This window comes from Streptomyces monashensis, assembly GCF_001866665.1.
GTDB lineage: Bacteria > Actinomycetota > Actinomycetes > Streptomycetales > Streptomycetaceae > Streptomyces > Streptomyces monashensis.
In genome coordinates this window covers 209,254-220,477 of the sequence record NZ_MLYO01000063.1, presented here as the reverse complement: position 1 = coordinate 220,477, position 11,224 = coordinate 209,254, and the positions used below count along the sequence as shown (strand labels likewise).

At 69.2% G+C, this 11,224-nt stretch carries 10 protein-coding genes and 1 pseudogene; 5 read left to right on the top strand and 6 right to left on the bottom strand.

Translation table 11 applies throughout. From position 1 onward, the window contains the following. Positions 1–393 precede the first annotated feature (393 nt). Both BIV23_RS34195 and BIV23_RS34190 read left to right on the top strand, forming a co-directional pair. Entirely contained in the window at positions 394–879 is a 486-nt protein-coding gene (locus tag BIV23_RS34195; RefSeq protein WP_071384863.1) for a single-stranded DNA-binding protein, read from the top strand. Positions 880–1,140: 261 nt separating this feature from the next. Next, positions 1,141–2,547, top strand: a complete 1,407-nt coding sequence (locus tag BIV23_RS34190; protein ID WP_245790777.1) for a Cys-Gln thioester bond-forming surface protein — start codon at positions 1,141–1,143, stop codon at positions 2,545–2,547. On the opposite strand, the gene BIV23_RS34185 is transcribed toward BIV23_RS34190, so the two are convergent. Further along, a complete protein-coding gene (locus tag BIV23_RS34185) occupies positions 2,542–4,554 on the bottom strand; it encodes a multicopper oxidase family protein (protein ID WP_079173584.1) in 2,013 nt (670 codons plus the stop codon). The genes BIV23_RS34190 and BIV23_RS34185 overlap by 6 nt on opposite strands. A gap of 138 nt (positions 4,555–4,692) precedes the next feature. Here BIV23_RS34185 and BIV23_RS34180 point away from each other — a divergent pair, with 138 nt between their 5' ends. Then, entirely contained in the window at positions 4,693–4,983 is a 291-nt protein-coding gene (locus BIV23_RS34180) for a ribosomal protein L7/L12 (protein ID WP_071384862.1), read from the top strand. A gap of 264 nt (positions 4,984–5,247) precedes the next feature. On the opposite strand, the gene BIV23_RS34175 is transcribed toward BIV23_RS34180, so the two are convergent. Further along, positions 5,248–5,733: a hypothetical protein gene (locus BIV23_RS34175; protein WP_071384861.1), complete on the bottom strand. Its 486-nt coding sequence runs from the start codon at positions 5,731–5,733 to the stop codon at positions 5,248–5,250. A gap of 383 nt (positions 5,734–6,116) precedes the next feature. Here BIV23_RS34175 and BIV23_RS49845 point away from each other — a divergent pair, with 383 nt between their 5' ends. Together BIV23_RS49845 and BIV23_RS34165 are read left to right on the top strand one after the other, a co-directional pair. Beyond that, complete coding sequence (locus BIV23_RS49845) at positions 6,117–6,680, top strand: hypothetical protein (protein WP_071384860.1); 564 nt, start codon at positions 6,117–6,119, stop codon at positions 6,678–6,680. Between the two features lie 278 nt (positions 6,681–6,958). Beyond that, positions 6,959–7,327, top strand: a pseudogene (locus tag BIV23_RS34165) (UTRA domain-containing protein); the annotation flags it as partial. A gap of 307 nt (positions 7,328–7,634) precedes the next feature. On the opposite strand, the gene BIV23_RS34160 reads toward BIV23_RS34165, so the two are convergent. The 4 genes from BIV23_RS34160 to repSA form a co-directional block, all read right to left on the bottom strand. Beyond that, a complete protein-coding gene (locus tag BIV23_RS34160) occupies positions 7,635–8,210 on the bottom strand; it encodes a hypothetical protein (protein WP_143079167.1) in 576 nt (191 codons plus the stop codon). A 171-nt stretch (positions 8,211–8,381) separates the two neighbouring features. After that, the gene (locus BIV23_RS34155; RefSeq protein ID WP_071384858.1) at positions 8,382–9,644 is read right to left on the bottom strand and encodes a tyrosine-type recombinase/integrase; all 1,263 of its coding nucleotides are present in this window, start codon (positions 9,642–9,644) and stop codon (positions 8,382–8,384) included. Next, complete coding sequence (locus BIV23_RS34150; RefSeq protein ID WP_071384857.1) at positions 9,644–9,841, bottom strand: helix-turn-helix transcriptional regulator; 198 nt, start codon at positions 9,839–9,841, stop codon at positions 9,644–9,646. Before BIV23_RS34150 ends, BIV23_RS34155 begins: the two co-directional genes overlap by 1 nt. A gap of 2 nt (positions 9,842–9,843) precedes the next feature. Next, the gene (gene repSA / locus BIV23_RS34145) at positions 9,844–11,220 is read right to left on the bottom strand and encodes a replication initiator protein RepSA (protein ID WP_177240134.1); all 1,377 of its coding nucleotides are present in this window, start codon (positions 11,218–11,220) and stop codon (positions 9,844–9,846) included. Positions 11,221–11,224: the final 4 nt, after the last annotated feature.

Genomic DNA, 11,224 nt, shown 5'->3' with positions numbered 1-11,224 from the left:
GCCGCGAGCTGCGGGCGGGGCCGGGTGCTCGATCCGGTGGCGGCCGAGCTGTTGCGGTACCGGGAGGTCCGGGAGCAGTACGGGCGGGTGGCACGGGCCAGAAGGTGAGCGAGGGGGGCTTGGGCGCCGGGGGGTGACAGGGGTGCCGAGTAGGGGGGCGGTGGGCCGGTGAGGTGGGGTCCGGCGGGTGGGGTCACTCGTGTGGGTGGCGGAGATTTCCACAGGCGGGGAGGTCGTCCACAGCGCTCAGCGGGCCCGGCCCGGCGGCGGCAGTCTGGGGTCTCGGCGATCGCGGTTCGCAGCGCGGTCGCCGTGACACAGCCGTACGGGACGGGCCCGTACGCGTGCTGCCCGCCGGCCGCAGGAGGCCGGTCGGGGGAGGGGAGCGAGGACATGAACGAGACCGTGGTCTGCGTGGTGGGCAACGTGGCGACCCAGCCGGTGTACCGGGAGCCTGCGTCGGGTCCGTCGGTCCGGTTCCGGCTGGCGGTGACCTCGCGCTACTGGGACCGGGAAAAGAGCGCCTGGACGGACGGGCACACCAACTTCTTCACGGTGTGGGCCAACCGCCAGCTCGCGGTCAACGTGGTCGCGTCGGTGGAGGTGGGCCAGCCCGTCGTCGTCCAGGGCCGGCTGAAGGTGCGCACGGAGGTGCGCGACGGTCAGCAGCAGTGGGCCTCGGCCGACATCGACGCCATGACGATCGGCCACGACCTCACGCGTGGTACGGCGGCCTTCGTGCGCGCGGCCAAGCCCGAGGCACAGCCGGCGGTGACGAGGCCGGAGCCGAACTGGGAGACACCGCGTCCCGCCGACGCCCCGGCCGCCGAGGGGCAGGAAAAGTCCCAACAGGCCCAGGAACCAGCCATGGTGACATGACATCAGTGGCCGAAACGGGTCGCGCGGGCCAGTGCCGTCCGGTCACCCAACACCCCGTACGAACCGGTGGATTTGTCGATATGCCCAGCTCATGGAGGGTCCCGGCGATAACGATTACGGATCGGATCGACCATCGGAACATCCGACCGGCGGGAGAGGGCCCACGTGATCCATAGGATGCCGGGCATGCCCCCCGGGGCGCCGATTCTGCTGGTGGGACCGTCCCCCACGTCCAACGGGTCCTGCTCGAAGGGGAATTCTGTGCTTGTTGCGTTCTCTGGGTTCCGCCGGTCCGCCCTCGCGGAGCGCCTGGCCGCCGCCGCGACGGTGTCCGGCATCGTGGCGGCCGGTGTGCTGTCCGGTGCCGGCACGGCCGTGGCCGAGGGGAGACCGCAGGCCCAGGGCGGCGCGACGGCCACGATCAACGGCCTCAAGACGTACGGCGAGGCCGTGGTCCACGACGCCGGCGGCGACCAGCGGGTGGAGGCGGGCCTGTTCGAGATGTCCGTCGACGGCGGCGGCACCCTGCAGACGTACTGCGTCGACCTGCGCACCCCGACCCAGCGCGACGCCCCGTACCAGGAGACGTCCTGGAGCAGCACCTCGCTGGGCACCAACAAGAACGCGGGCAAGGTCCGCTGGATCCTCCAGCACTCCTATCCCCAGGTCAACGACCTGGTCGCGCTCGCCCGCAAGGCGGGTGCGGGCAACCTCACCGAGCAGGACGCGGCGGCCGGCACCCAGGTGGCCATCTGGCGGTACTCCGACGGCGCGAAGGTCGACGCCGTCGACCCGCAGGCCGAGAAGCTCGCCGACTACCTGGAGAGGAGCGCCCGCGGCCTCGCCGAGCCGCAGGCCTCGCTCACCCTGGATCCGCCCGCCGTCTCCGGCCGGCCGGGTGCTCCGCTGGGACCGGTGACCGTGCACACCGACGCGACCGGTGTCGCGGTCAGCCCGCCGGCCGACGCGGCCATCAGCGGGGTGCGGATCACCGACAAGACCGGCAAGGCGATCACCACCGCGAAGAACGGCACCCGGCTGTACTTCGACGTCCCCAGGTCCGCTGCGAACGGCACCGCCCAGCTGACCGTGCAGGCGTCGACCACCGTGCCGGTGGGCCGCGCCTTCGCCTCCGACAGCCGTAGCCAGACCCAGATCCTGGCCGGCTCCAGCGAGTCCACGGTCTCGGCGACCGCGAGTGCCACGTGGGCGGCCGAGGGTGCCATACCGGCGGTGTCGGCGCACAAGAACTGCGCCCGGAGCGCCGTGGACATCGTCACGTCCAACAACGGCGACAAGCCCTTCACCTTCGAGCTGATGGGCGCCGAGCACACCATCCCCGCGGGCACCACCCGTACGGTGTCGGTCCCGCTCCAGGAGGACCAGGCCTACGACTTCACGATCACCGGCCCGAACGGCTTCAGCCACCGCTTCACCGGCGTCCTCGACTGCAAGACCCAGGGCGCGATCACGACCCGGCAGGCCAAGGCCCACAACGACCCCCGCCCGGCCACGGTGGGGGGCACCGCGGCCCCCGACACCAACCTGGCCGCGACGGGCGGTTCGGCGATCACCCCGCTGATCGCCGGCGCGGCCATCGGCCTGGTCGTCATCGGGGGCGCGGTCCTGGTCGTCCTGCGCAAGCGGGAACAGACCGACGGCTCATGACCGCCGCCGCCCCGCGCCTCCGACGTGGAACGGCCGCATCATCTCGTTGTCCTCGTGCTCCGCGAGGTGGCAGTGCCAGACGAAGCGACCAGGAAGGTCGAACCGGGCCTTCACCCGGGTGATTTCTCCCGGATATGCGATCACGGTGTCCTTGGCGCCGCGCTCCCAGCTCTCCGGCGGCACCGGTGATCCGTCGAAGGGCTGGCGGTTCACCACCTCGAACGCCACCTGGTGGATGTGGATCGGGTGGGCGTCCTCGGTGAAGTTGTGCAGCTCCCAGATCTCGGTCGCGTTCAGCCTCGGGTTCTCCGTGACCGGGTCCGCCCAGCCGAGCGGCGCCGGACGGCCGGCGGAGTCGAGCGTGCCGAGCAGGGTGTGGACCGGCGAGTCCGGCGGCACCTGCGGGTTGCCGGAGGTCACTTCGTTGAGGGACAGCCGACGGGTCACGCCCGCCCGGCCGAGCGGCCTGCGCCCGGGCAGCCTGAGCCGGTCGGGTGGGACGCTCCTGTCCCTGCTCGCCGCCGGGCCGACCACGAACTTCATCACCTGCCCGGTCGTGGCCGGATCCGCCACGGGGAAGTCCACTCCCGGCTCACCCCGTCCGAAGGGCTGGTCCGCGCCCTCGTTGACGAGGTACAGCTCGGTGCCCTCCGGGATCCCGGTGAAGTCGACGACGACGTCGGCCCGCTCCGCGTTGGCCAACAGCAGCCGCTCCAGCCGTACCGGTGCGGGCAGGAACCCTCCGTCGCTGCCGATCTGCCAGAACGGCAGGGCCGAGCGCGCCGGCCGGGCGGCCGGACTGTCCGCGATCTTCAGGATCAGGAACCGGGCGTTGCAGCCGTTGAGGAGGCGCAGCCTGTAACGACGAGGCTCGACCGTGAGCTTCGGCCAGGTGCGGCCGTTGACCACCATGGTGTCGGCGAAGAACTCGGGGTTCCAGACGGGGGACACATCAGTGGCGGGGAGGTACGGCCCCGCGAACCCGTCGAAGAACTCCCGGCTCGCGGGGTAGAACAGCGAGCCGTCCGAGTGGAACGAACGGTCCTGGATGGCGAGGGGGATCTCGTGGTAGCGGGTACCCGGTGGATCACCGACGGCGGGAGCCGGTCCGGGCAGGACCCCCTCGGGCAGGTCGCACTCACCGTCGCGCAGGAGATAGAACCCGGCGAGTCCGGAGTAGACGTTGAGCCGGGTCATCCCCAGGGCGTGATCGTGGAACCAGAGAGTCGTCGCCCGTTGGTCGTTGGCGTAATGGGAGGTCGCGGTGCCCGGCTCCCATTCCACACCGTGCTCACGGGCGGACTTCTCGCGGAATTCGTCGTAGAACGAGCCCACGGTGCCGAATCCGGACGGAATGTCGTTCGCGCGAGGCAAGTACCACGCCTCGGTGTAGCCGTCGCTCTCCTCGGGGGAATGCCCGCCGTGCAGATGAGTGACGATCGGCACGGGGCCGGTATAGACCCCCGGCGTCGAGGTGAACACCGGCCGGGAATCACGCCCGGTCCTGCCGCCCGGCGGGTTCGCCCAGTGCAGGGTGGGATCGACCGCCAGCAGGTGCGGACGGAAACGGCCCGCACCGTCGACGAGATCGTTCACCCACGTGACGCGGACAGGCCGGTCGGCCGTGGCTTCGATGGTGAACGACGGGTAGTGGAACGTCCTTTCGTCGTCGAGCGAGCCGTATCCCCACACGGTGGTGGGCGGCAGAGGGGGCGGCAGGACCTGCTGGGCGAACTGCCGGACGCCGATGACGTAGGTGTCCATCGCGCCGATGCCGGGCCCTTCCGGGCGGCGGGCCTGCGGTATTGCCGGCGGGATCACCAGCTCCGTGACGTATTTCGGGATGGTGCTGGGATCCAGGGCGGGAGCCGGGGTACCGCCGCCGCTCGCGACCCTCCGGGCCCCCGCGCTTTCGTCCGACAGCGCCACCGCCCCGTCGGGTGCCGGAAACAGCGCGGCCGCCCCGCCGACGGACCCGGCCAGGAGCAGGCTTCTTCGTCCGATCATTTCTCTCGCCTTCTGGGGTTCGAAGACGCCGACCCATTACTCACGCAATGCTATGCAGCGCATACATGACGTAATGATCTGATTCCCGCGTGTCGCCCGGCCGCCCGCGCTTCCCGGAGCGATCTAGGATTATCTGTCATGGACATAGTGGAAATCCTCCTCGTACTGGGCCTCTTCGCCGGAATCGCGAGCGTCCAGAGCCGTCTCTCCGGCATGGACAAGCGACTGGTGCGCATCGAGCGCCGACTCGCCCTGGTCGCCGACCGGTTGGGGCTGGACGAGTCGGACGAGGAGCGCGCGCAACGCGAGCGGGTCGAGGCGCTGGTTCGCGAGGGCAAGCAGGTCGCGGCCATCAAGGCGTACCGCGAGATGACCGGCGCCGACCTGAAGGAAGCCAAGGACGCGGTGGACCGCATGGCCGGCCTCTAGCTGTACTCGAGCCGGTCGAGCAGTGGGTTCCCCTGGGCGACCGATGTCGAGGAGCCGAACGACGCCCCTCGGCCCGTGCGAGGGTGCCCGAGGCCGCTTGACATCGCAGGATCGTAGAAGGTCGCCTGGCTACCTCGCGCAGGAACCGGCTATCGACCTGCTCCTGGCTCCGTTCACGACAAGCGACAGCACTCGGGACGACGACCACCGCTGCGGCGATGAGATCAAGGCCCGTCTTCGCCGGAGCGAGTACTGGCCTCGGGGTCACAGCGCGGCGGCGCGCCTACGCACCAGAAGATTTTGCGTTCCCAGGCCGATCGCCAGGTATGCGTAGAGCGACGCGGTCCCCAGCAATCCGGCCCCGGCCGCCCGGTCGATCCACAGCGCCAGCCCGATGTGTACACCGACCGAGGCGAGCCACAGTCCGGTCGTCGCTGCGGTCCCCTTTCGCAGCACCTCGCTCTGGGGCCCACGCCAAACCTGTACGGTCCGGGCCCTGGCCACGCCAAATGATGCCGCGACCGCCAGGCTCGTCACCAAGAGGACGACGGGCTGCGTGGTCAGCGGGTGGTACTTGACGACCGAGGCGATACCGAAGGCGATCCCGGCAGTGCCAAGGACACCGAGGACCAGAGGAGCGATCAGCGAGCCGGTAGGCCGCACAGGACGGGTACGCAGCTGCCCACGCACCACCAGGCCCACAACTACCACGGCTAAGACGAGGGCCGCCCCGCCATTCGTGTTCTGCATGTCAACTCCCCCTTATGGCACTGCCGTTATACAGCAGCATCTGAACTGATCATTCTGCTGTGACGCCCACGGAGCCGTGGCTGCGGTGGTCGGCACGTCGTCTGTCCTGGCGGTCGTCGCCACGGCGGTCGCAGTGTCCAAGGGGATGCGACCGCGTAAAGCCCTTCCCTTCGGGTGTCTCATATGTCTGCCGGCCGTCTTCTGGCCAACGCTGCTCTTCACTGTCCTGATCGTTGCCCCGCACTTGTAGCCGGGCAAGACGGGGATCACCCGAGCTTCCCAAGCTGAGAGCACAGGCGCCGAAGACGGGTGCCGGCACAGCTGTGAATGATCGTAGGATCTGCTCGCGCTCGTGAGGGCACGGCGTGAAGCGGAGGGGATTCGTGAAGCTCTTCAGGTGGGGAATCGCGGCTGTGGCGACGGGGATGAGCGTGCTGGCCATGCTGCCCGGCACAGCTCAGGCCGAGCCGACAGCGTCCGTCAGCGTCAAGCCGACCTGTGCGTTTCGCGAGATCACCGGTTCGGGCAACCTGTCCAATGCACCGGAATCCAGGAAGGCCGGGCAGAACCTGGTCACCTACACCACCGTGCGCAACGCCGAGCCAGCGCCGCTGTCGGGGGTGTTCTTCGACTATCAGATGGCGGCGCCCAGCAACCACAAGGGCGCGGCGCCAACCGTCTGGTGGAAGTTCAACGGCGGGTCGTGGCACCACATGATCATGACCTGGTACCCGGCGACGAAGGCGTCTACCGCGCAGTGGGAGGGCGGTGATGGCGTCCTCGGCAACCTTCCCGGCAACACCACCCGCACGTTGGAGATGACTGTCGACTACCCGTCGGGCGCGACGCGGGGCTTCTACGCGGGGACCGTTCTGGCGGGAGCGAAGTCATGCGAATCTCAGTTGTTGGGAGCGTTCCCGGTATCCACGGCGTACGAGCCACGGTAGTCGAGCGCCTACCCCGGTTGCTTCGGGGCGAAGAGGTCGTGGGTTCAAACCCCGCCACGACGACACAGGGCAGAGGCCCATTCGCATGGTCGTGAACGGGTCTCTGTCGTGCGTACAGCAGCGGAGTACAGCATGATCGGTGCGGCGGCGCTCGCAGCTCGCGGAACACGCCGCCGAGAACGCGGAGCATGCCCACCGAGCCGAGGAGCGATGTACGGCGTACCTCCTGGGCCTGTTGGAAAGGACGTCAAGGAAGTCCTTGACCTGCTCGATCACCTGACCTGTGCGTCCGGACGACGTACGAGTTCCTGGCCGACGGCAGGCCCGTGCAGCTGTCCACGAGCTGGGAGCCGTACGACCTCACCGCCGGCACTCTCGTCGTCCTCCCCGAGGGCGGGCCGCACGCCGGGGCGGGCGTCGTGAACCGCATGGCCGCGATCGGGGTCACCGTCGGCCACGCCGTCGAGCAGCCAGAGCCTCGCCGGGCGACCGCCGAGGAGGCGTCGATACTCGGCATCCAGATGGCCGCGCTCGTCACGCACATCCGGCGGACGGACTACAGCGACCAGGGGCGTCCCGTGGAGACGGCGGACATCGTCGTGCCCGCCGCTCACTGCGAGATCGTGTACGAGATCCCGATCAACCGTTGGCGCTCGCTCAGGCAGACGATCACTCCCACGGCGACACCGGGCCGTCTCCGCGCCGTCCGAGGGTGCCCGAGGCCGGTCGCCCCGACCGGCGGCGACAGATGAGGCGGAGACGCCGACCAAGAAATCCCAGGTCAGAGCCCCCGCGCCAAACGGGTTAACACCCAAGCCTGGCGTTCAGGCAAGATGGGGTGTTACTTGCCAGGGGAGGGCATGAAAGGGCCCCTCACCAGCGGTTTCCTTGCCGATGAGGGGCCATGTTGGGCAGCCTGGGCCGTCTGTGGGCCGTCGGCGGGGGAGTGGCGCTTCAGGGGCCGATTGCGGGTGACTCGCCCGCGACACTTCCGAGGCCGAGGTCAGCGCGCATCACGGCGCGCATGCCCTCCCAACGCTCCCAAAGCTGAACGAAGTCCGTCCGTATTTCGTTGAATGATCCATCCGGATCCGGATTCCCTTCTTCCAGGAACATGATCCGCCGGTAGACCCTGGACAGCGCGGTCGTCATCCCGTCCAGCTCGACCAAAACCGCTGCGGACGCGACCATCTGAGCCTCAGCGAGGACGGAGTGATGGTCGCGTCGGGCCTCCTCAACCAGCTCGCGTTCGTCCGGTGTGACAGCTCCCTTGTGCACAGTCCACAGGAAGTTGATCAGCTGGGTTCGGTAGCGCCGGAAGGACGCGTTGACTTGCATGTAGCCTTCGCGTCGGCGGTTCAGCTCAGCTACTTGCTGCTCACGGTGCCACTGAGCTTCAACCGCCTGCTGCTGACGCTGAAACTGTTCCGATTGATCGCGAGCCAGGAGACGTTGCGACAGGACAGAGGCAACGAGGGTGCCTGTGACGCCAACCACCGCAGCGGCTAAGCCGATGAGCGCGCTTCCCATTTGACCCCCTGACTGGGACAGAAATACGTCAGCGGCATCCTGCCCGCAGTGCGGCGGTTGTGGACGACCTTTTGCGTCCTAGTGGCATGGCCTCTCGCTACTTACGGGTTCGCCGCGTGAGGGCACAAAGCGGCCCCTCACCAGCGGGCTTCCCGCCAATGAGGGGCTGTCTCAGGCTGCCTGTGCCGTCTCCAGGCCGTCATGGGCGTGACCGGCGGCCCGGTACATCGTGGAGATGGCTTTTCGGGTCCGCGTCTCGCTGGACGGCATGAGGTGCGTGTAGACGCGGAGGGTGAACCCTGGGTCGCCATGACCGAGGTAGAGGCTCAGCGCCTTGATGTTCTCACCGGCGTCCAGGAGAACCGAGGCGTAGAAGTGGCGGAGGGCGTGCATGCCGTGCTCGCGGGCCGCCGCGTAGCGCTCACCCTTCTGCGGGGTCGGGATGATGCCGGCGGAGGCCAGCGCAGGCTTCCATGCCTGGTCGTTGAACCCCTGGCTCCAGATCGCTGAGCCGATGCCGCTCGTGAAGACGAGGCGGTGTGTGACCTTGGGGCCGGTCGGTGTCAGCCAGGGCAAGGTCACCTCGACGGGAGGGAAGCGCTCCATGTGCTCGCGGAGGGCGGCCGACACCTCGGGGTCGAGGGGGACGTCACGGAGTTTGCCGCGCTTGGGCGGGGCGAAGACGAGCGTGCCGCGAACCTTCTTCACTTGCTGCCGGACGTACAGCCAGCCGAGGTCCCCGATGTTGTCGACGGCCAGGCCGAAGATCTCGCCCTGTCGAAGACCGCATCCGGCGCCGAGGTCGACCATGGCCATGTATCGCTCGGGGAGGCCAGCCCGTACGCCGAAGACCTGTTCAGCAGACCACGGGTGCACGCGTGTCGGCGTCGGACGGGGCGCCTTGACTGATCGGGCCCGGCAGGGGTTCGAGGCCAGCAGGCGGTCATCCACGGCCGCGTTCAGTACGGAGGAGACGGCGTCGAAGATGAGGCGCCGGTACTGGGCTGACGCCACGGCGTCTTCGAGCTGGCGGTTCCAGTCGCGGATGTGCTCGGGCTGGAACGAGCCGATGGGGCGGGTGCCGAGGTAGGGCAGAGCGTGCAGGCGCAGCCGACCCTCGACGGCAGCCCGGCTCGTCAGATCGGTCGTGAGCGACCCGAGCCAGCGATCCGTGTACTCCCGGAACGTTGTCCGAGCCGCTTGCGGGTCGATGTACTGCCCGCGCGCCATGTCGGCTTCGATGTTGGTCAGCCACTTCTCTGCCAACCTCTTCTGCTTGTCAGGGAAGCTCTTGGACTTCTCCGTGCCGTCCGGGCCGATGTAGCGGGCCCGGTAGCGCATGCCGGTGCCGTAGCGCTCGGTCTTGACCCTGTGTGGCTTGCCGTTCGCGTCGGCCTCGGTCCTGTACCAGCGGTCTTGGATGTGCCCAGCCATCAGGCAGCCTCCCCGAGCTGGGTGTCGACCCAGGCCCGTACGTCGGTCGGGTCGAAGCGGAGGTGCCGACCGACACGGAAGCCGCGCGGGCCGGTGTGCTTGCGGCGCCACTGGTAGACCGTCTCGACGCTGGGTAGCTCGAACATCTCGACCAGGTCATCGGGGGTCAGGAACCGGTTCGGAAGCTCTGCGGCCATGGTCAGCACTCCCTTTCGGCGTTCAGCTGGTCGGCAAAGGCGTCGCGGGCGGTCTCGCGGTTGGTCTGGAGGTCGCGGGCGATGGTCGCGGCGAGAGCGGCCTCACCCGGCGTGTGGCCGTGGCCGGCGTACTGCCAGTCGGCCAGGACGAGGACGGTGTCCGGCTCGCGGTCGTCGAGGCCGAGGGCGGATGCTTCCTGGGCGGCGCGGTAGTCGGCGCGTTCCTGACGGAGGGCGCCGAGGGTGGTGGAGTAGGTGCGCGACTTGGACGAGAAGTGCCCGCGGAAGCCGAGCATGTGCGCCCAGGCCCAGAGGCGCCGGTCCGGGTACAGGCTGTCCAGGTCGCGGCACTCGGTGATGAGTCGTCGGGTGTGGTCGGGGACCTGGTGGCGGTCGAGTTCGGCGAGTTCGCCGATGCGGCGGTCCAGGGTGCCAGTGTTCTCTGCGGCTTTGGTGGCGTACTTGGCCACGTACGAGGCGACGGCCTGTTCCGTGATGTCGGAGCCGTCGCCGAAGGCCTTGACCGGGCGGACGTCGAGCTGTCGGCCCCAGCGGAAGGTACGGGTGGGCTCGTCACCGGCAGCGGGGACCGAGACGGACGTGTACGAGTGGGCTGCGGCGGCACGTACGGCGTCGGTGAGGAGGTCGACCGTGGCCCAGGCGGGCGGGGGTGTCCCGGGCCCCTCCGGGCCGTCGAGGCGTACGAGGGCATGGAAGTGCAGCGCCCCGCGCTTCTGGAACTCGGCGACCTTGCCATACGAGACTCGAAGGTGTTCGGCGAGTTCCCGGCGGGGCAGGCCGGCGCGGGCGGCGATTTCGCGGCGGAGTCGCGTGGTGAAGCGCTGCCAGAGCTGACCGGCGTGGTTGTTGAACAGCACGGCGCCTGCGTAGTCGTAGGTGTCCGGGTCGAGGGCGGTGCCCAGTTCCGGGGCGTCGGGGGCGTGCGGGGTGCCGCAGCGGCAGGAGCCGTGGTCGGGGCGGTTGTGGACCGGGCCGAACGAGGGGGCCGTGAGGGTGGCGAAGACGCGGGGGTGATCGCGGACGGTGGCGGGGACGTCGCGGCGGTCGTCTCCGGCCAGGCCGGCGCGGATCAGGTGGTACGTGTCGCCCGCGTAGGTCCAGGCGCAGGACGGGCAGCGGGAGGCGCGACGGTTGCCGCAGGCGAGGCGGAGGCGTCCGCCCGGCTCGGTCTCGGTGGAGTAGTGGTGCAGGGTCTCGCCGCTGGTCTTGTCCTTGTGGAGGACCCAGCCGGTGAGGTGGATCGGGTCGGAGCAGCCGCCGGTGCGGCGGATCTGGTCCTCCCAGCGGGCGTAGTCGGAGGCCGAGGCCACCCGGAGCACGTCCCCGAGGGTGATCGGGTCGAGCAATGTGTCGGGCATGGGC

What these genes read in the sequence shown, in the direction of transcription:
- BIV23_RS34195 (WP_071384863.1), top strand. Translation starts at nt 394, where the DNA reads ATGAACGAGACCGTGGTCTGCGTGGTGGGCAACGTGGCGACCCAGCCG.
- BIV23_RS34185 (WP_079173584.1), bottom strand. Translation starts at nt 4,554, where the DNA reads ATGATCGGACGAAGAAGCCTGCTCCTGGCCGGGTCCGTCGGCGGGGCG.
- BIV23_RS34180 (WP_071384862.1), top strand. Translation starts at nt 4,693, where the DNA reads ATGGACATAGTGGAAATCCTCCTCGTACTGGGCCTCTTCGCCGGAATC.
- BIV23_RS34175 (WP_071384861.1), bottom strand. Translation starts at nt 5,733, where the DNA reads ATGCAGAACACGAATGGCGGGGCGGCCCTCGTCTTAGCCGTGGTAGTT.
- BIV23_RS34160 (WP_143079167.1), bottom strand. Translation starts at nt 8,210, where the DNA reads ATGGGAAGCGCGCTCATCGGCTTAGCCGCTGCGGTGGTTGGCGTCACA.
- BIV23_RS34155 (WP_071384858.1), bottom strand. Translation starts at nt 9,644, where the DNA reads ATGGCTGGGCACATCCAAGACCGCTGGTACAGGACCGAGGCCGACGCG.
- BIV23_RS34150 (WP_071384857.1), bottom strand. Translation starts at nt 9,841, where the DNA reads ATGGCCGCAGAGCTTCCGAACCGGTTCCTGACCCCCGATGACCTGGTC.
- repSA (WP_177240134.1), bottom strand. Translation starts at nt 11,220, where the DNA reads ATGCCCGACACATTGCTCGACCCGATCACCCTCGGGGACGTGCTCCGG.